Origin of the sequence: Clostridium sp. (genome assembly GCF_040797585.1) — a bacterium.
Taxonomy (GTDB): domain Bacteria; phylum Bacillota; class Clostridia; order Clostridiales; family Clostridiaceae; genus Clostridium_Z.
In genome coordinates, this window is the sequence record NZ_JBFNEO010000022.1 from 1 (window position 1) to 21,106 (window position 21,106).

General features: G+C 29.4%; 12 protein-coding genes, 1 riboswitch and 1 other annotated feature. Of the genes, 7 read left to right on the forward strand and 5 right to left on the reverse strand.

The window, feature by feature from the left end; all coding sequences use genetic code 11:
* Positions 1 to 454 precede the first annotated feature (454 nt).
* The gene (locus AB2369_RS02765; RefSeq protein WP_367664943.1) at positions 455 to 1,822 is read right to left on the reverse strand and encodes an MATE family efflux transporter; all 1,368 of its coding nucleotides are present in this window, start codon (positions 1,820 to 1,822) and stop codon (positions 455 to 457) included.
* Between the two features lie 133 nt (positions 1,823 to 1,955).
* On the opposite strand from AB2369_RS02765, the gene AB2369_RS02770 reads away from it, so the two are divergent.
* Positions 1,956 to 2,441: a prolyl-tRNA synthetase associated domain-containing protein gene (locus AB2369_RS02770; RefSeq protein ID WP_367664944.1), complete on the forward strand. Its 486-nt coding sequence runs from the start codon at positions 1,956 to 1,958 to the stop codon at positions 2,439 to 2,441.
* A 234-nt stretch (positions 2,442 to 2,675) separates the two neighbouring features.
* Positions 2,676 to 4,394 (forward strand): methyl-accepting chemotaxis protein, encoded by a 1,719-nt coding sequence (locus tag AB2369_RS02775; RefSeq protein WP_367664945.1) that lies wholly within the window; start codon positions 2,676 to 2,678, stop codon positions 4,392 to 4,394.
* A 137-nt stretch (positions 4,395 to 4,531) separates the two neighbouring features.
* Here AB2369_RS02775 and tyrS read toward each other — a convergent pair whose 3' ends face one another.
* Positions 4,532 to 5,746, reverse strand: a complete 1,215-nt coding sequence (gene tyrS / locus AB2369_RS02780; protein ID WP_367664946.1) for a tyrosine--tRNA ligase — start codon at positions 5,744 to 5,746, stop codon at positions 4,532 to 4,534.
* 179 nt (positions 5,747 to 5,925) lie between these two features.
* Positions 5,926 to 6,190, reverse strand: a binding site (T-box leader).
* A 61-nt stretch (positions 6,191 to 6,251) separates the two neighbouring features.
* Positions 6,252 to 8,066: a sulfite exporter TauE/SafE family protein gene (locus AB2369_RS02785; RefSeq protein WP_367664947.1), complete on the reverse strand. Its 1,815-nt coding sequence runs from the start codon at positions 8,064 to 8,066 to the stop codon at positions 6,252 to 6,254.
* Positions 8,067 to 8,284: 218 nt separating this feature from the next.
* Here AB2369_RS02785 and AB2369_RS02790 point away from each other — a divergent pair, with 218 nt between their 5' ends.
* The 4 genes from AB2369_RS02790 (at position 8,285) to AB2369_RS02805 (ending at position 14,431) form a co-directional block, all read left to right on the forward strand.
* Entirely contained in the window at positions 8,285 to 8,968 is a 684-nt protein-coding gene (locus AB2369_RS02790; RefSeq protein ID WP_367664948.1) for a response regulator transcription factor, read from the forward strand.
* 3 nt (positions 8,969 to 8,971) lie between these two features.
* A complete protein-coding gene (locus tag AB2369_RS02795; protein WP_367664949.1) occupies positions 8,972 to 10,351 on the forward strand; it encodes an ATP-binding protein in 1,380 nt (459 codons plus the stop codon).
* Between the two features lie 143 nt (positions 10,352 to 10,494).
* Positions 10,495 to 10,650: riboswitch (M-box (ykoK) riboswitch) on the forward strand.
* Between the two features lie 399 nt (positions 10,651 to 11,049).
* On the forward strand, positions 11,050 to 13,689 hold the full coding sequence (gene mgtA, locus AB2369_RS02800) for a magnesium-translocating P-type ATPase (protein WP_367664950.1): 2,640 nt from the start codon (positions 11,050 to 11,052) through the stop codon (positions 13,687 to 13,689).
* 277 nt (positions 13,690 to 13,966) lie between these two features.
* Positions 13,967 to 14,431 (forward strand): nucleoside deaminase, encoded by a 465-nt coding sequence (locus tag AB2369_RS02805; RefSeq protein WP_367664951.1) that lies wholly within the window; start codon positions 13,967 to 13,969, stop codon positions 14,429 to 14,431.
* A 257-nt stretch (positions 14,432 to 14,688) separates the two neighbouring features.
* Here the strand turns inward: AB2369_RS02805 and feoB are convergent, their stop codons facing one another.
* Entirely contained in the window at positions 14,689 to 16,797 is a 2,109-nt protein-coding gene (gene feoB / locus AB2369_RS02810) for a ferrous iron transport protein B (protein WP_367664952.1), read from the reverse strand.
* A gap of 19 nt (positions 16,798 to 16,816) precedes the next feature.
* Positions 16,817 to 17,041: a ferrous iron transport protein A gene (locus AB2369_RS02815; RefSeq protein WP_367664953.1), complete on the reverse strand. Its 225-nt coding sequence runs from the start codon at positions 17,039 to 17,041 to the stop codon at positions 16,817 to 16,819.
* Between the two features lie 733 nt (positions 17,042 to 17,774).
* Between AB2369_RS02815 and AB2369_RS02820 the strand changes: the two genes are divergently transcribed.
* On the forward strand, positions 17,775 to 20,969 hold the full coding sequence (locus AB2369_RS02820) for an SNF2 helicase associated domain-containing protein (protein WP_367664954.1): 3,195 nt from the start codon (positions 17,775 to 17,777) through the stop codon (positions 20,967 to 20,969).
* Positions 20,970 to 21,106: the final 137 nt, after the last annotated feature.

Genomic DNA, 21,106 nt, shown 5'->3' on the forward strand with positions numbered 1-21,106 from the left:
GTTCTTTAGTAGATAAAATTTTTTGGAATGGAAGTTTAGACTATATATATTTATATAATCTATTTACTTTTGATTTAAAGGATTGTTATATAACTATATTTCAAATATTATCTTTCATTTATATTATAAAGAATTATAAAAGTTTAAAACATATAGAATCAAGAGATCTAATAAAGTGCTATTTTGACTTTATTAAAACAAATTATATTGAAAATAGGACTAAGAATATTTAAGAATCTTTATATAGAATTTAATACTTAATATAAACAAAAAGGCCGTACTATAACTCTGATATATAAATTATAGTACAGCCTAATTTTAACTTATAATTAAAAACTTTTTTAACTTCTCAAAATAGCTTTGAAAGCTAATTTTAAAAATTAAATCAATATGTTTTAAACACTTGTATAGTGGACTAATTATAATATCTTATCTTTTTAATAAATCTAAATAATTATCTAAAGCTTGGTTTCTTAAAAGCCTTTGCGCTTTTAGATAGTATGTTACGAACTTCTTTAAAGTAAACAAAAGATAGTATTATAGTACCTATTTCTGCAAAAGGCATAGTAAGCCAAACACCATTAATATCCATAAATTTTGGAAGAGTAAATAATCCTAAGAGAATAAATACAAGTCCGCGGCACATTGATATAAGAGTAGACGCCTTTGCCTTTTCTATGGATTGAAGATATGATATTAGTACAATGTTTAATCCCATAAATATAAAGGCAACAAAATATAGATATATTCCTTGAACTGTTATTGCTGTAAGCTCAGGATTATTATCTTTATTAAATAAAGCTGTAATTGGTTCAGGGAATATGAATCCAATTAATAAGAATACAACTCCAAGACTTAAAGCAGTAAGAATAGCAAATTTTACAGCCTCTTCTACTCTATGAGTTTTACGAGCTCCATAGTTTACACTAGTTATAGGCTGAAGAGCTTGACCAACTCCTGTGAATATAGAAGCACATATAAGAGAAATATTAGCTATTATCCCATAGGCAGCAACACCTATATCTCCTTTAAGAGTTAGAATTACAGCATTAAAGGCAAATATTACAATACCAGCAGATAATTCTGTAATAAAGCTTGAGAATCCATTAGATAAAATCCTTTTAACTCTATTTACATTTATATTAGGAAGCTTTAATTTAATATTATTTTTCTTTTTAATAAAGTGAGTACTTAATATACATAAACTTATAACTGGTGATAAGGCTGTAGCAAAAGCGGCTCCCCACATACCCCATCCTAATGGAAATATGAATATATAGTCTAAAAATACATTAGCAATAGTACCAGATAACATACCCCACATAGCAAGCTTTGGAGCACCATCATTACGAACTATAACTGTCATAGTACTGTTAAGGAAAAAGGCTATAGTAAAGGTAAATATAACTTTTAAGTATTCCTTAGCCATACCAAAGGTATCAGGAGAACCACCAAGGAAGGATACAATATTATCTAAAAATAGTAATCCTACTAAAGTTAAAAACACTCCTGTACATAAGCATAAAACTATGGAATCAGTGAATATATCATCTAATTCGTTATATTTTTTTCTACCTCTACTTATAGAAAGAGCCGTAGCTCCACCTATTCCGAAAAGTAATCCTAAACCATTAAAAAGGTTCATAATTGGAATAGAAATATTTAAAGCTGCAAGACCTGTACTACCTATACCATTAGCTACAAAAAAGGTATCAGCTAATACGTATAGAGAAGTTCCCAGCATACCACCAATGCTTGGAATCAAGTATGTAAAAAATATTTTTCCAATGTTGTCATTAAGCAAATCTAGCTTTTTACTCATTAAAATCTCTCCTTTGAAAATAACCTTTCATTTAATTGTAAGGGTTATAGTAACTATAAGGTCAATAGATTGTAAAGTAATTCATATACCTATTAGAATAAATAAAAAATTTTTGTATTAGGAGGACAATAATATGGATAAGAATGAAGTTTATAAAGTATTAAAAGAACTCAATATAAAATATGAAATATATGAACATGAAGCTGTATTCACGGTAGAAGAAGCCAAAAAATTAAATTTAAATATGAATGCAGGAGAGTGTAAAAATCTATTTTTAAGGAATAGAAAAGGAAGTAAGCATTATCTTGTTGTACTTAGAGAGGATAAGACTGTGGATTTAAAAGATTTACAGAGTCAAATAAACAGCACCCCCCTTAGTTTCGCATCAGAGGAAAGGTTATATAAATATTTAAAGTTAAAGCCAGGGTCTGTTACACCCATGGGACTTATAAATGATAAAGATAATATTGTAGACTTAATATTAGATAAGGATTTAGCTAATTGTAATAGAATAAGTTTTCATCCCAATGTGAATACAGAAACAATAGTTATGGACTATAACGAATTTGAGAAGTTTATTGATTTTAAGGGAAATAAGGTAATATATGTAGAGATATAAAAAGTTTAGTATTAGATAAAAGTAAAGGTAGTTTTAGTGTAATTATATTAGCACTAGGGCTATCTTTTTTTATTTAAGATAGAGAAGTTTTTTATGAAACGTTTACTATAAGTAAAACTAATTTGAAAATAGTTAAATTACATAAAAAATAATAATGAAACACATAAAAAAATGTAAAGAAAACTATTAATTTGACGATAAATTATTGTGAATGATAATGGGGAGGAGATATAGATGATAAAATTTAAGGATCTTAAAGTTAAGACAAAAATAATAGCATCATTTTCAATAATAATAGTATTACTCTTTATCCTATCTATAATATCTGTAAGAAGAATAAATACATTTCATGAGCTATTTATAGATGTATCAAAGAATAGTGTTAAAAAAGTTCAATATGCCTATGATATTAAAGGCAGAGTAAATGAAGCTTTTGCTTCTTATGTAATATTATTAGTAAGTAATAATGCAGAAAAGGGAGCAGAGCAGGAAAAAATATTTAATGAGAACATTAAAGAATATGAAGAGATATATAGTAACCTAAAAGGAATGATGGTTACTGAAGACGGTAAACAAGCTATAGATAATATATATATAGAAGCAGAAAAGGCTAAGGAAGTTTTAAGTAAATTTAAAGAAACTGCTAAAAGAACGGATCTTACTAATGAGGATATGTCAAAAGCGGTTGGTGAATTAGAAAAATACCAGAGCCAGTGGTTAGAGGCAATAGATGGAGCTATAGATGCAACTATAAAAGCAAAAGACAATCAAAGTCTTGAGGTTAATAATATGCTTATAGCAACAAAAAGTATATTAATTGGGGCAGTAATTATAAGTTTAATATTAAGCTTAATTTTAATGTATATATTAACTAGAGATATAACAAAAGCATTAGAAAAGATAAAATCATTTGCAAATAGAATAGCAGGGTATGATTTTACTACTCCTATAGATGAAAATAGAAAAGATGAATTTGGAGAAACAGCTCTATCTTTAAATAAGGCTCAGGAAGATATAAAGAGTCTTATAAAAACTATTATTGAGAATTCTGAGGAGATAAGTGCTGGTAGTGAAGAATTATATTCAACCTCAGAAGAGATGACATCTAAGTTAAGTAACATAAATCATGGAACTAAAGATATTGCAAACTCAGCCCTTGAATCTAGTGCAGTTGCTGAAGAGGTTACAGCATCAAGTGAGGAAATAGCTTCAAGTTCAGCTCAGCTTTCTACTAAAGCAATGGATGGAAGTAATGAATCAGCTAGTATAAGTGAGAGAGCTATTGGAGTTAAAAATAAAGCACAAGAGTTTAATGATGAAGCAACAAAGCTGTATAAGGAAAAGGAAAAGGATATAGTAAGAGCTATTGAAGAAGGAAAGGTAGTAGAAGAAATAAGTGTTATGGCAGATGCTATTTCAAGTATATCTGACCAAACAAATCTAATAGCGTTAAATGCAGCAATAGAGGCAGCGAGAGTTGGAGAACATGGAAAAGGCTTTGCTGTTGTTGCAGAAGAGGTTAGAAGACTTGCAGAACAGTCATCCCACACTGTAAGTACAATACAAGTTACTGTTGATAAGGTTAAAAAAGCCTTTGATAATTTATCTGTAAACACTCAAGGTATTCTAAAGTTTATAGATGAAAAAGTTACAAAGGATTATGAGAGCTTTGTTCAGATAGGAGAGCAGTATAATAAGGATGCACAGTTCTTAAATGTAATGTCTGAAGATATTGCAGCCATGTCTCAAGAAATAAATGCAACTATAGATCAAGTTGCAACAGCAATACAAGGAGTTGCAGATAATACTCAAGGAACAGCGGAATACTCCTCAAACATACTAAGTAATGTAGAGGAAGCCACAGAATCCATGAAGGCTGTAACAGAAACAGCAAAGGCTCAAGCGGATTTAGCTCAAAATCTAAGTGAACTAACACAAAGGTTTAAGTTATAAAATAATCCACCTGCAGTAATAATTATTGTAGGTGGATTTAACTTTAATATCACTATAGATAAAATATCTTAAAATTTAACCTTTGAACACGCTTTAAATAATAGTAGCTAGCGGTTTAATTTCAATTATCCCTTGGGTTATCTACAATTATTTTTAATTAAAATCTTAAAGAAGTTATATTTGCCAACTTGAATTATGTCATCATTAAATAGGGTAACTTCTTTATAATCTAAGACTTTTTCACCATTTATTTTAACTCCACCTTGAGATATAAGTCTTCTAGCTTCACTATTAGATGATGCAAAGGTAGAGAGGGAAAGAGCATTAACAAGATTATCACCTTTATTTAAAGATACAATTTTAATATCCTCTGGGATAGAGTTATTTTGGAATACTGCCTTAAATTCTTTTTCAGCTAGTAAGGAAGCCTCGTTCCCATGATATAGTCTTACAATTTCACGAGCTAAGTCCATTTTTATATCTCTTGGATTTACTTCTCCATTGTTTAGTTTATCTTCTATAACTTTTATTTCATCAGGATGGATGTCTGTTGCTAAATTAAAGTATTTTATAATAAGATCATCTGGAACCTTCATGGTTTTTGAGTACATAATATTGGCAGGTTCAGTAATGCCAATGTAGTTTCCAAGGCTCTTACTCATTTTCTCAATTCCATCTAGCCCTTCTAATATAGGCATCATTATAGCTATTTGAGCTTCTTTATTAAACTCTTTTTGCATTGTTCTTCCCATAAGAAGGTTAAATCTTTGATCTGTCCCTCCAAGTTCGATATCTGCATCTATAGAAATAGAATCATAGGCTTGCATTAAAGGATAGAAGAACTCATGAATTCCTATGGCTTGATGATTAGCCATTCTATTTTTAAAGTCCTCTCTCTCCAGCATTCTAGCCACTGTGTATTTAGAGGTTAATTCTATAATATCCTTAAAGTTAAGTTTTTCTAACCATTCACTGTTAAACCTAACTTCTGTTTTTTCTCTATCTAAAATTTTAAATATCTGAGTTTCATAGGTTTTAGCATTTTCTAAAACTTGTTTCTTTGTAAGCTGCTTCCTAGCTTTTGATTTACCAGTAGGGTCCCCAATCATACCAGTAAAATCTCCAATTATAATAACAGCTCTGTGGCCAAGGTCTTGTAACTGTTTAATTTTTCTAAGAACTACAGCATGACCAATATGGATATCAGGAGCGCTAGGGTCAAGACCTAACTTTACCACTAAAGGTTTATTATTATCTATAGAATTTTCTAGTTTTTTAGAAAGGTCTTCAATATTTATAATTTCATCTACACCTTTTGATATTATTTTAATCTGTTCATTTATTGATTTCATAATGATTCCCTCCAAAATTATTAATTATAATTTCTTAGGTATACCTAAAACACCATGGTTATATTAAAAAGGGGTAGCTAATCCCTTAGTTTTTACAATGATTTAAAGTTTAGTAAGTGAGATTTATATTTCACTTGAAGATAAAATTAAAAATAAAAAAAGCCCTCATCCTTATAAAATATAAGGACGAGAGCGTCATATGCTTCGTGTTACCACCTTAGTTTGTTAATATATCACTATATTAACCTTATCAAGTACGACATAATAAAATATGTGATACTCTATCCTTTTAACGGTGGAAGTTTCCGTCTCTCATGTACTACCCAAAGGGTTCCATGGGATGCTCAGAGATGTATTCAGATTATCCTTCTTTGCCCCTTTCACCAACCGGGAGCTCTCTTTAAAAGAACGTGATAACTTACTAGTTCTCATCAAAGCATTTTATTCTTAATTTTTAAAACAGTATAACAATTTGATTCTTAAAAGTCAAGAAAAAGTTTTTAAATTAATTTATATATTTTTTTCTTAATGCATCTAGATTTACCTTAGATATATCATCTACAACTTCTATTACTCCTAATATAACTTCATCATTAGTAATAATATATGGACCTGTTTTACTAAAGTTTCTAGAAAGTTGTCCTTTAGAATCTTTTAATGGAATTTTAATTTGTTTAGGAGAATCGGTATCATTATAGATATAGTAATTTCCATTAGGAGAGTTCATGGTACTAAAGTCAAAAGATATATAGGTATCTAAGTTTTTTTCTACCACTAAAACTAGAGGATCCAAATCATTTCCTATACTTTTTATAGTGAAGTTTTGTATGTTACCTTTTTTATTTACCTTCTTGATTAATCTTTCTGTAGGAATTTCAGAAAGATTAACACCATAGATGGTTCTCTCAATTTGATTATGGGAAGGCATAGAGTTAGAGGAGCTTTCAGGGGCAAAATCCTTAGCTCTATCTATATCAGAACTTTTTATGTTATTTATATCATCTACTACTTTTATATATCCTTTTAACATGCCCATCCAACAGCTATAATTTATGTCATCATCCTTGGAGGTAAAGGATATTATGTTTTCCCCATCTTTTAGTTTTTGCCTTATATTTAGGGAAGGAATTACAATTTCATTGTTACAAGAGGTAATCTCATCACCCTCAATTATCAGTTCTGTTTCCATATTCTTTTGTATGAAGACCACATTAGGAGAATATCCAGAGGAATCAGCCTTAAGTTTAATAATTTGTTTTCCATCTTTAATTACAGCCTTATTTTCTTTAGTAATTTCTACTTTAGAGCTGTTAGGTATGAGGTTTAAAAGGGCTTTAGGGGATATGTCTACTCCAAGGAGAGCGAGACCTCTATTTGCCATTATAAGCCCCAGTAAAACAACCAGGATTCCACTTGTTTTTATTAAATATTTAGTATTTTTACTGTTAATAAAGTTAACTATTAAGCCAAAGGTGAGCATTAATGGAATTGTACCTAAGGCAAAAAACATCATGGATAAAGCTCCAATGGTAAAACTACCAGAGGCTAAAGCATATAGCTGCATGGTTTGCAGTGGGCCACATGGCATAAACCCATTTAAAAGTCCAACTATAAAGGGTGTGGAAGATTTATTCTTTAATGATTTCTTTAAGGGGAATTTAATAGAGAAGGCCCTAAATAAACTAAAGCCTGAAAGATTAAATCCCATAATAACCATGAATAATCCTGCAAATATAGATATAAGAGCTTGAGTACTTAAGGATATAGAGAGTACAGAGCCAAGAGTACCTACTATTCCTCCTAAAATTGTGTAAGATATAACTCTACCCATGTTATACAATATAGTGGGTTTCAGCCTACTGGATATAGAAGGTTTGTCTAGAGTTATTATACTTTGACTCATTAATATTCCACCACACATACCCACACAATGAATTGAAGTAAATATACCTATAACAAAAAGCATAATATAGGAGGTACTAGAGCTTAATTTAGATTCCATATTAAAGGAGCCAGAATCCATAGATAACATCATAATAGCAAGGGCTACTATTAGAATTCCAAAAATCCATAGGATTTCTTTAGTTTTACTTTTATGACTATTATCAGTTAATACAGTATAACCTTGAGATTCAATTGTTTTTACAATAGTATGAAGAGATACTTTGCTGTCATCATATTCTATAAAAACCTTTTGTTTTTTAAAGCTTAGAGATATGCTAGTTATACCTCTTACTTTTTCTAAGGAATCCTTAATTCTTTTTTCACAAGATGTGCATATCATTCCATCTACATTTAGATTTACAGATTTAATAGACAATGAAATTTACCCCCTTTAATAAAGATTAAAAATTAGAATATAAAGAAAAAATAACTGTATATTCCTGGAATTATATAGTTTTTGTATGAAGAATTTATGTGATTAATTAAGAAAAAAATAAAATTTACAATTTATAGAAAAGTGTTTACAAGATTTCTCATTAAATTTAAGATAGTATATATATATGCATATAATTTAAAGTATAGGAGTGAAATACTTTGAGAAATAAAAACATCTTAATTGTAGATGACGAGAAGAAAATAGTAGAGGTAATAGAGGCCTATTTAAAAAGAGAAAGTTATAATATATTTAAAGCTTACAATGGTAATGATGCCTTAAGTATATTTTATAAAGAAAATATAGACTTAATAATTTTGGACCTTATGTTACCAGACATTAAAGGAGAAGAAATCTGCAAGGAAATAAGAGAAGTATCAGAGGTTCCTATAATTATGCTAACTGCTAAAGTGCAAGAGGAAGATATATTAAATGGGTTTAGTATAGGTAGCGACGATTATATGACAAAGCCATTTAGTCCAAGGCAATTAGTTGCACGGATTAATGCAGTAATTAAAAGAAGTGTTAAAAACAAGGATGATATTTTATCTTTTAACAATGGAGATCTTTTAATTGATGCAAATAATTATGATGTAATGAAATGTGGGGAGAAGGTTAATTTAACGGCTACAGAATTTAAAATATTACTTATACTAGCAACTAACAATAAAGTATTCACAAGAGGAGAGCTACTAGATAAGAGTATGGGAGATGAATTTGAGGTATATGATAGGGTTATTGATTCACATATAAAGAATATAAGACATAAGATAGAAACAAATTCTAAAAAACCATTATATATAAAGACGGTCCATGGTATTGGATATAAATTTGGTGGTGAATAGTTAGTGATAAAGTTAAAGAATAAGATAACAGCATATTTCATAATTTTATCTATGGTAATAATAGCCTTAATAAGCATACTATCTAATATGTTTCTTAAGAAAGGCTTTGATGAATATATAGTAAGTAATTTAGAAAATAAAAAAAGCTCTATAATAAATTCTCTAAAAAGTCAGTATCATAACAATACTTGGGATATTAAGGGCGTTGAAAGTGTTGGAATTAATTCATTAGAAACCGGGATTATTGTGAGAGTAGTAGATGCTAATGAGAATACAGTATGGGATGCTAGGGAATACAATAGTGGTATGTGCGAAGCCATGATTGGTATGATTAATAGAAATATGGTGGAATTATTCCCAAAGTTTAATGGAGACTATATAGAAAATAGTTATGATATTTTAGATAACGGAAAAAAGGTAGGGGTAGCACATATAGGTTATTATGGTCCTTATTATTATAGTGAATCAGAAATATTATTTTTTAAAATGCTAAATAGAATATTAATTATGGTAGCATTTATTGGAATAATACTTGCAGTGGTGGTGGGAGTTTTAATATCAGGATCTATAGTTAAACCCTTAGTTAAAGTAATTAATGCCACAAAACTTATATCATCTCAAAACTATAAAACTCCTATAGATAAGAAGACAAATATATATGAAATAAATAGTCTTATAAACTCAGTAAATTATTTAGCTAAATCCCTAGATGAACAAGAAACTCTTAGAAAAGTTTTAACAAAAGATATATCCCATGAATTAAGAACACCTCTTACAACTATACAAAGTCACTTAGAAGCTATAATCGATGGGATTTGGGAACCATCCGTAGAGAGGTTATCTAGTATTCATGAAGAAATCCAAAGACTTTATAGACTTATTGGGGATTTAGATAAACTTTCAGAATATGAAGGAGAGGAGATAAATCTTCATAAGACTAAAGAGGATATAAAGGATATATTTAATGGTATATTAATTAATTTTGAAAAGAGTTTAAGTGATAAGAATATAAAGACTACAGTAGAGGGAGAATCTTATATCTTAAATGTAGATAGGGATAAGATAAGCCAAGGGATTATAAATATAATTTCTAATTCAATAAAATACACCAATAAGGGTGGAGTTATAGATATTAACTGGGGTATTAAAAATAATGAAATACATATATCTATTAAAGATAATGGAGTAGGAATAAGCGAGTCTCATATTCCATATATATTTGAAAGATTTTATAGAGCTGATGAGTCAAGGACTAGAATTACTGGAGGGTCAGGTATAGGACTTTCCATAACTGAGGCAATAGTAGAAGCTCATCATGGAGAAATAAAAGCTTTAAGTACTTTAGGAAAAGGAACAGAATTTATTATAAGACTTCCATTATAGAAAACTCATATATAAATTTATATATAGATCCATGATAAATATGGTTCTTATTTTTTATGAAACTTTATGAGAGTTAACAAAAAATTAATAGGTATATAGGTTGACTTTTGCTCTTATAAAGAATAGTATGTTAATGTAAAAGTTAATAGCCTCGGTAGGTGAGGTTACTACAAGGATATGGGTTGCTGCCGTAAAAGGATGGAAACATTCTGCACTGGTTAGCAGGTTTGGTCGAGATTAAGGCTTAACCTAATGCAACTTCAATGCCTTGCAGAGCCAAAACTTGAACGAGATTTAATGGAGTATTGTATCTTCGTCAAAGTTCAAGTTTTGACGAGGATTTTTTTATTTTCAAATTATCCATAATGTGGATAATTATAGCTTTTGCATTATAATAGTTTAAAATTTCGGAGGTGAGGATTCATGGAAAGTAGCAGTAGTAATATGGACAGTGGAGGGAGAAACTTATATAGGCGGTGTAAGAATTCTATAGTAATTACTATTAGCGTATTCTATGAATCTTAGGTAAATCCATCTATATAAGCATTTCTAAAATTCAAATCTTTGAAACATTCCACTGTTTCTTACTACATTTAATTCACAAAATTTTTAATTTAAAAGTAAGGCAATAAAGGGTAAAAAAATTATATTTTTATGACCTTTAATTTTCTGTTGCCTTTTTTAGGAGGGTGAGTTACATGAAGATGAGAAAAGTAAATGGAATTGACGAAAAAAGAATAGTAAATTCCCTAAATCATATTTCAAGAAAGAATATTGATGAAGTATATACCATATTAAATACAGGATATTATGGACTTGATAATAAAGAGGCTGAAAGAAGAATTAGAGAATATGGATTAAACCAAGTAGAAAGTGAAGTGAAAGATCCAGTAATTATTCAATTTATAAAAACATTTATAAACCCTTTTAGCTTAATATTGTTAGCTTTAGTTTTAGTTTCATTATTTACAGATGTTATACTTCCCCCAAGTGGAGAAGAAAGCTATGAGACCATAATAATAATTTTAACCATAGTAACTTTAAGTAGTGTTATAAATTTTATTCAAGAATATAAGGCATCGAAGGCAGCTGATAGGTTAAAAGCTCTTATAAAAACATCAGCAGCTGTAATTCGTGATAGAAATCAGCCAGAAGAAATAGATATGAAAGATATAGTAAAGGGAGATATAATTCATCTAGCTGCTGGAGATATGGTTCCAGCTGATGTTAGAATTATAACCTCTAAGGATTTATTTGTTAGCCAATCTTCTTTGACAGGAGAATCAGAGCCTATTGAAAAATTCTCAAAGGTAAATTCATATAGAGATAATAAATCTATAGGAGATCTAGATAATATATGTCTTTTAGGAACTAACGTAGTTAGCGGAACAGCTAAGGCTGTAGTTGTATCCACAGGTAATGAAACTTATTTTGGAGCTATGGCAGAGAGTTTAATTGGAAATAGAGCTGAAAGTAGCTTTGAAAAAGGAGTAAATAGTGTAAGTTTTCTTTTAATAAAATTTATGGTTATCATGGTACCTATAGTATTTTTAATCAATGCTATTATGAAAGGTGACTATCTTCAAGCTTTACTTTTTTCTATCTCTGTAGCAGTAGGATTAACCCCAGAAATGTTACCTATGATAGTTACAACTAATCTTGCTAAAGGGGCAATAGCATTATCTAAGAAAAAAACTGTGGTAAAGAATTTAAGCTCTATACAAAACTTTGGAGCAATGGATATACTTTGCACAGATAAAACTGGAACCTTAACTGAGGATAAGATAGTTGTAGAAAGGCATTTAGATATTCATGGTAATGAGGATTGTAGAATATTAAGACATGCCTATTTAAATAGTTTCTATCAAACAGGTCTTAGAAATTTAATGGATATAGCTATTTTAGAAGAGGGAAATAAGAAAGAATTTAATGATCTTGAAGATAAGTATAAGAAGGTAGATGAAATTCCCTTTGATTTTACAAGACGTAGAATGTCTGTTGTTTTAGAAGATAAAGAGGGGAAGAGACAGCTTATAACAAAAGGGGCTGTAGAGGAGATGCTAGGAAGCTGTTCTTTTGCAGAGTATAAAGGAGAAATAGTAGATCTTACAGAGGATATAAAAGAAGAAGTTATGGCAATGGTTTATAGCCTTAATGAAGAAGGTATGAGAGTTATTGCTGTGGCTCAGAAGAATGACATACCTGATGAAAATAAATTCTCAGTAGAAGATGAAAGTAATATGGTCCTTATGGGATATATAGGATTTTTAGATCCACCAAAGGAAAGTGCTAAGGACGCTATAAAGGCACTGAAAACCCATGGGGTGGATGTAAAGATTCTAACAGGAGACAATGATATAGTTACTAAGAAAATATGTAATGAAGTTGGACTCCATATAGATAAGATATTGCTAGGGAGTGACATTGAAAATTTAAGTGATGAGGATCTTAAGACTCAGGCAGAGGACACCACAGTATTTGCAAAACTTTCTCCTATGCAAAAATCTAGAATAATAAGAGTTCTACAAGAAAAGGGACATACAGTAGGGTATATGGGAGATGGAATAAATGATGCACCAGCATTAAAGGAATCAGATGTTGGGATATCAGTGGATACAGCTGTTGATATAGCAAAAGAAAGTGCAGATATAATTCTCCTTGAAAAAGATCTTATGGTTCTTGAAAAAGGAGTTCTAGAAGGAAGAAATATATTTGGGAATATAGTAAAGTATATTAAAATGACAGCAAGTTCAAACTTTGGGAATGTAGTCAGTGTTTTAGTAGCAAGTATATTTCTGCCTTTCCTTCCTATGTTACCAGTACATCTATTAATGCAAAATCTGCTTTATAATATATCTCAGATTTCTATTCCATGGGATACTATGGACAAGGACTACTTAGAAAAACCACAAAAATGGAATGCTAAAGATATAGGTAGATTTATGGTATATGTAGGACCTATAAGCTCAATCTTTGATATAGCTACCTATTTATTAATGTTCTATATATTTAAAGCAAATACCATAGAGATGCAAAGCTTATTCCAATCTGGATGGTTTATACAGGGGTTATTATCTCAAACACTAATAGTTCATATGATTAGAAGTAAGAAGATACCATTTATTCAAAGTAGAGCAACGAAGCCGGTGATGATTTTAACTTTAATAGTTATGATGGTTGGAATATATATTCCCTTTACATCATTTGGAGGGTCTATTGGACTAGTGCCTCTACCATTAAGTTATTTTCCATATCTAATATTAATTTTACTAGGATATTGTGTAATGACCCAAGTGGTTAAGAGATTTTATATAAGAAAATTTAATAGTTGGATATAAATACTGCATTATAGAATTTTTATATTTAAAGCAATGGATCATAATGGATAGCTACACATTATGATCCATTACTATTTTAATTATAATTAAAATTATTGAAATTGCAGAGGATAAGAATATAAAAATCTATGATTAAAACTTTGAATATTATAAAAAGGTAAAATTAGAGGAGAATAATATTAGTAAAGATATGATAAAAAATAAATGATAGACTCTTTATTAGAATCTACTTTAAGGATTAAAAATATAATATTAAGTTTAAATAGGAGATTTTACAATGTTTCAATATGAGAAAAGATTTATGGATATAGCAATAGAAGAGGCAAAAAAGTCATTACTATTAGGTGAAGGAAGTCCTTTTGGAGCTGTTATAGTAGATAAGGACAATAATATAATATCTACCGGACGTAATATGATGAATAAAAAATTTGATGTAACATCTCATGGAGAAATCGAGGCCATAAGAAATGCCACAGGAAAGCTAAAAACTCTAAACCTTAGTAATTATGTATTATACTCTAGTGCTGAGCCATGTCCAATGTGTAAAGCAGCTATACTCTGGGCTAAAATACCATTAATTTACTATGGAACATCCTCAGATGATGGTGATAATGCGGGAATTAGTGACAAGTTTATATATGAGGAGCTAAATGGAGGGAAAAACTTAAGGGTTAAATATATTCAAAAGGATAGAGAAGAAGCAATGAAAGCATATGATTTACTTAAAAAGAGTAGAAAATAATATTTAGATGGTAAATAGAAATTGAATTATAAAAATGTAGCTCTAGATATATTTATTATCTAGAGCTACATTTTTATCTTGATAATCTATTTAATTTTAGAAATAATCTTTATGATGAATTTATAATAGTAAGCTCATTTTATGGATGGAAGTTATAATCTATAAGTTATTTTATTTATAATTCATAAGAGTAATAAAATTTAGCTTTAAACTAAAAACTCTTCTAGCAATATAATATTTTACCATAAAACTAAAAATTAAAATGCTATTTTATATATTGTAGTTGTAATAAAAGATACTATGAAGGCAATGGAAGTAGGTATTACTGCAGAGAGGATTGTCCATTTTATACTTCCAGTTTCTTTTTTTATAGTCCAAAGGGTAGTAGAGCATGGCCAATGAAGAAGGGTGAATAACATAGTATTTAAAGCAGTTAATGATGTCCAGCCATTGGCTATAAGAACATCTTTAAGGGATTCTAAACTATCAAATTCCACCATGGTTCCAGTAGATAGGTATGCCATTAAAAGAAGGGGAAGAACTATTTCGTTGGCTGGAATACCTAATATGAATGCCATTAATATAAATCCATCTAATCCTATAAGTTTAGCTAGGGGATCTAAAAAGGTTGCAGCATGGGTTACAAGGTTTGCATCTCCTATGGTTATATTGGCAAGAATCCAAATAACAACACCAGCTGGAGCTGCAATTAACACTGCTCTACCTAAAACAAACAGGGTTCTATCTATTATGGAAGTATAAATAACTCTTCCTATTTGAGGTTTTCTATAAGGGGGAAGTTCAAGGGTGAAGGTAGAGGGAACCCCTTTTAAAAGGGTTTTAGAAAGAATATAGGATACAAGTAAGGTTATTAAAACACCAAGAATAACAATTAAGGTTACGGAAAGAGCAGGAACAATTGAGGATCCATTAGAAACTTTTAGAGAAAAGAATATAGTAGATATAGCGATTAATGTTGGAAATCTACCATTGCAAGGAACAAAATTATTTGTAACTATTGCAATAATTCTTTCCCTTGGAGAGTCTATTATTCTACATCCTATAACTCCAGCAGCATTACACCCTAGTCCCATACACATAGTTAAGCATTGTTTTCCATGGGCACAAGCCTTTTTAAATAAGTGATCTAAATTAAAAGCTACTCTAGGAAGGTAACCTAAATCCTCAAGAAGGGTAAATATAGGGAAGAATATTGCCATAGGCGGTAGCATTACAGAAACAACCCAAGCAAGGGTTCTATAAAGTCCAAGGACTAATACTCCATGAAGCCATGAGGGAGAATTTAAGGCTGTAAACCATTGAGTAAGTTTAGCCTCAAAGGAGAAGAGTATATCAGCTAGTAATTGAGATGGATAGTTAGCTCCTTTTATGGTAAACCAAAATATAAAACCTAATATTAATAGCATTAGAGGCAGACCAAAGATTTTAGAAGTTAATATATTGTCTATTCTTATATCTCTATTTATCTTCTTTAAATCTCCTTCTCCTATATACTTATCTCTTAATTCCTCAGCATATTTATAGTTTGTCTCCATTATCATTTCCCTAACTTCTAATTTAGAAACCTTCAATTCCTTATTTACATTTTTAATTAGAGATAAATCACTTTCACATAACCTTGAATATAGAGAATCTAGAAGGTTTGAATCCCCATCTATAAGTCTTAAAGCTAACCATCTTAAGTTTATTGGAGATTTTAAATCACTTAATTTATCAATAAGAGAAGAAACTTTTTCTTCAATTTCATCACTATATTTAACAAGTCCTGGAGAAAAGGTAATTTTATTTTCCGTAGCTTTATTTATGGTTTCTTTTAGACTTTCAATTCCTCTACCATCCCTTGCAGAAGTAAGGACTACAGGAATACCTAGGGCTTTTTCTAAGTTTTTAGCATCTATTTCTATATTCTTTTTTTCAGCTTCATCAATAAGATTTATACATAAGATAACTTCACTTTTAAGTTCCATAACCTGAAATACTAAGTTAAGATTTCTTTCAAGACAGGTAGCATCTGTTACAACTACAGATAAATCAGCATTACCAAAGCATAAATAATCTCTAGCCACCTCCTCTTCTATGGAGCTGGAGAATAAGGAATAGGTTCCAGGAAGATCCATTAATATAAAGTCTTTATCTTTATAAGAAAAAATTCCACTAGTATTAACCACTGTTTTTCCAGGCCAATTTCCAGTATGTTGATTAAGACCAGTTAATATATTAAATATACTACTCTTACCTGTGTTTGGATTACCACATAGAGCGATGACAAATTCATTACTTTTTTTGTTTATATTATATATATCCCTCATATTATCTTTTTGAGAAGAGGAAAAAGTTAAACCCATTTACATAACCCTCCTAAAATTAAGAATTAACTAGAATAAGAGATGCTTCTTCTTTTCTAAGTGCTATCATAGCTCCTCTTATTTTATATAAAGTTAGATTATTCTTTGGTCCTTTACGTATAACTTGAACAGGGGTTCCTTTAGTAAGACCTAAAGCTAAAAAGCGTTCTTTAAGTAGATTCTTAGCTAGAAGAATTTCTACGTTGGCGATTTTACCGATTCCAATATCACAAAGTTTTATCATTTTAGGTTACCTCCTTAAAAATAAGTTTTATTATATGAATAGTAGTAATAGATATACTATATTTAAATTTAAGTTTTTAATAGATTGTGTAAATCGTCATAGATTAAGAGCTAGTTTGACGTGTAATTTAGTATATCTGTACATTATGACTTTTTAATAAATACAAGGACTAATAAGAAATCTTCTTAATAAATAAAACATTAATATATGATAAAATGTAGTAATGCTTTATTTATTAAAAAACTGATAAATAAAAAGAGTTAAAGTATATACTTAAACTTTATAGGGTTTTTGATTCAAAACTTATCTTATACAATACTTAAAATCCAAGATTTTAAAGGGTTTAAGTGCATGTATAAGTTAAGATTCAAGCTAAAAACCATATAGCTTTTAGAAGATTAATTTCTTTATTTTTAAATTTTAAATTGGCGGTTGAGTAGATTTTTAAATTTCATTAGCACAATAAATTAGCCTAGAACAAAACAGTGGTTGGTAATAATAGCCAAGGGATAGAAAGTTTCTTTAGGCTAAATTTAATTCTTATATATACTATGAAAAACTTGTAAAAAAAGTTACTTGTTATCAGTTATATAATGAAAAAATAAATAGTGAAAAATTTTATATAAGTTAATCTAGGTGCATAGCAACCGTTATCCATCACCATTTAAGAGGGGGAGGGGTTACAGTTGGTAGCAATCAGATAAACAGATTAGTTATAAAAAGGAGAGGTTATATGTCAGTGTTAGACAAGGGAAATATAATAAGTCTTTGTAAAACCAAAACTATATATCTTATAGGAGAAGATTATTATCTCCAGGACTATGTGTTTAAGATTGAAAACATATTAAATAGAGATGATAAGGATCTTATTAAGGCTCAAGTAGCTTCTAATACATATAGTGAGTATTTATGTACCTTTTTAATAGATAGAAATAAAAATATTACGGAGTATAGTTGTACCTGTGAAGACTTTGAGAAGAAGAAAAAAGTATGTCCTCATATAGTGGCATCCTATTTAAAATATATAAATGAATACTTTAAATCAGAGTCAAATATAGATAGACTTTTAAAGGTATTTGGCTCCACTGTTACTTATAATAAAGAAGCTATACTTAATTTAGATATTGAACTTAGTCATAGCTCCTTAAATTCTTTAGTAAATTCTATAAAAATTAGAATAGGAAAAGATAAGCTTTACCCTATTAAAGATATAAAAGCATTCATAGGAGCATATAACAGTGAAGATTTATTTACACTTTATAGGAGCAATATATTAGATTTTTCAAGAGAAGATTTTAAAGAGGAACACAAGGGAATTATAGATTTTCTAGGTGATCTTTTAGAAATTGAAGAAAAGCTTATAGGGTATGGAAACTTTTCTAAGAAGCTTTTTAATAAAGGTGAAGTTTTTATACCTAATAGAAAATTTAAAGAACTATTGAAGCTTATAGGGGATAGGGAGATTACATTAAATTTACCTATAGGAACATACTTTAATGTAACAATAAAAACAGAGGATATAGTATTAGAGTTTTTAGTTATAGATAAGGGAAATAAAATAGCTCTTGGATTTAATGATAGAGAGATTCCATTTCCTTTATTAGGTGAGGGAGAAATTTATTTTTATAAAGGATATATTTATTTTATAAAAGAGGAAAAGGAGAAAATTTTCTCTCCTTTATTTGATTTAATGTTAGAGGATAGACGAGGACATCTTGAAATAGATAAAGAAGATAGTACGAATTTTGCTTCCTTTATACTTCCTAAAATAAAGCATATAGGAAGAGTATTTTTTGAGGAAGGAGTAAAAAAGCTTTTTTATGAAGAAGAGCTAAAATGTGAGTTCTATATAGATAAAAATGAAGATACCATTGGACTTAAAGTCATATTCATATATGAAGATATGAGATTTAATCCTCTACATAATGAAAGTAAAATAACATCGCCCAATGGAATACTTATAAGAGAAGTGGATAAGGAAAATAGTATATTAGAAACCATAGGGGAATTAGGATTTGCAAAGGAAGAAGAAAATCTTACCCTAAGGGGAGATGAGGAAATAATAGACTTTATTGTAGAGGGGGTTAAGACTATTCAGACTCTGGGAGAGGTTTATTATTCAGAGGAATTTAAGAAGGTAAAGGTGTATACACGAAATGATTTCAAGTATAAATTAAAGCTAAATAGAGAAGATATGCTAGAGTTTTCTTTTAATATAGAAGGGATAAATGAAGAGGAGCTTCTAGAAATCCTTAATCATATAAAAGAAGGAAAGAAGTATTATAAATTAAAAGGTGATGGTATTGTATTACTTCATAACAAAGAGCTTAAGGAACTGATAACATTAGTAAAGAATCTAGGAATAGATGAAAAAAATCTTGTCAGTGAAAAGATAATAATACCTAAGTTTTTTGCATCCTATGTTAATGATAAGATTGGAGAAGAAGCTGAAAGTAATAAGGAATTTAGAGAGCTAATAAATAATCTTAAGGATATAAAACATATGGACTATCCTATACCTAAAGATTTGAATGGAATCTTAAGACCATATCAAAAGGTTGGATATAAGTGGTTTAAGACTTTAAGCAGCTATGGATTTGGAGGAGTATTAGCCGATGAAATGGGTCTTGGAAAGACCATACAAACCATAGCCTTTGTTATATCAAGTAAGGAAGAATATCCTTCTTTAATAATATGTCCTACTTCTTTAGTTTATAATTGGAAGGAAGAATTTGAAAAATTTGCGGAAAATGCAAAAATAGTTATAGTAGAAGGAAATAGAAATCAAAGGGAAGAGGTCTGGAAGACTTATAAGGATCATGATGTGGTAATAACATCATATCCCCTCATTAGAAGAGATATAGATTTTATAGAAGATATGAACTTTAATTATGTAATATTAGATGAGGCACAGAATATTAAGAATTTCACATCTCAGAATGCAAAGGCAGTTAAAGCTATTAAGGCTAAGAATAGATTTGCATTAACGGGTACTCCAGTAGAAAATCATTTAAGTGAACTTTGGTCTATTTTTGACTTTGTAATGCCAGGATATCTTTTAAATCATTCTAAATTTTTAAGTTTATATGAGACAGCTATAGTTAAACATGAAAATAAACATACCTTAGAGGATTTAAAGAAGAGAATATCTCCGTTTATCCTCAGAAGACTTAAAAAGGATGTTATAAGTGAACTGCCACCTAAAATAGAGAAGACATTAAGTCTAAATATGGATTCTACACAAAAAAATATTTATGCCTCTTATGTAACCATGTTTAAAAAGGAAATAAAAGAAGAGATAAATCTCTATGGTTTTGAAAAAAGTAAAATAAAAATATTAGGAGCACTTACAAGACTTAGACAAATATGTTGTGATCCATCTTCCTTTATAGATACTTATAGTGGGGAAAGTGCTAAAATAAATGCGCTTATAGATCTTATTAATAATGCTATAGAAGGAGGACATAAGATTCTTGTATTTTCTCAATTTGTAACTGTTTTAAAGAATATATCTTCTAGGTTAAACAAAGAAGAAGTAAATCATCTTTATTTAGATGGATCTATAAGTTCTAAGGATAGAATGGCTTTAGTTAAGGAGTTTAATGAGGGAGAAGATAAAGTGTTTTTAATATCATTAAAGGCTGGAGGATCAGGACTTAATTTAACTTCAGCAGATATAGTTATACATTTTGACCCATGGTGGAATCCTGCCATAGAAAGTCAGGCTACTGATAGAGCTCATAGGATAGGACAAAAGAATACAGTAGAGGTTATAAAGCTTATAACTAAAGGAACCATAGAGGAAAAGATATTAAAAATACAACAAGAAAAGCAGAATATAATAAATAGCATAATGGATAGTGAAGATCTAGATAAGAATGTGTTAAGGAATATGTCCATAGAAGATATAGAAGACCTGTTTACTTAGGAAGGATTTTAATTTATAATAAATGAATTTATAGAGTAATAACATAGTTAAGTTATGATATTAGACTTTATATTTTTATAAATTTTAAAAATATATGGGCTAGTAATAAGAGTGATTTAAGCTAAATAGTTTAATGC

Coding starts and splice junctions, on each gene's coding strand:
- mgtA (WP_367664950.1), top strand. CDS start 11,050: ATGAAGATGAGAAAAGTAAATGGAATTGACGAAAAAAGAATAGTAAAT.
- AB2369_RS02805 (WP_367664951.1), top strand. CDS start 13,967: ATGTTTCAATATGAGAAAAGATTTATGGATATAGCAATAGAAGAGGCA.
- AB2369_RS02770 (WP_367664944.1), top strand. CDS start 1,956: ATGGATAAGAATGAAGTTTATAAAGTATTAAAAGAACTCAATATAAAA.
- AB2369_RS02775 (WP_367664945.1), top strand. CDS start 2,676: ATGATAAAATTTAAGGATCTTAAAGTTAAGACAAAAATAATAGCATCA.
- AB2369_RS02765 (WP_367664943.1), bottom strand. CDS start 1,822: ATGAGTAAAAAGCTAGATTTGCTTAATGACAACATTGGAAAAATATTT.
- feoB (WP_367664952.1), bottom strand. CDS start 16,797: ATGGGTTTAACTTTTTCCTCTTCTCAAAAAGATAATATGAGGGATATA.
- AB2369_RS02820 (WP_367664954.1), top strand. CDS start 17,775: ATGTCAGTGTTAGACAAGGGAAATATAATAAGTCTTTGTAAAACCAAA.
- tyrS (WP_367664946.1), bottom strand. CDS start 5,746: ATGAAATCAATAAATGAACAGATTAAAATAATATCAAAAGGTGTAGAT.
- AB2369_RS02815 (WP_367664953.1), bottom strand. CDS start 17,041: ATGATAAAACTTTGTGATATTGGAATCGGTAAAATCGCCAACGTAGAA.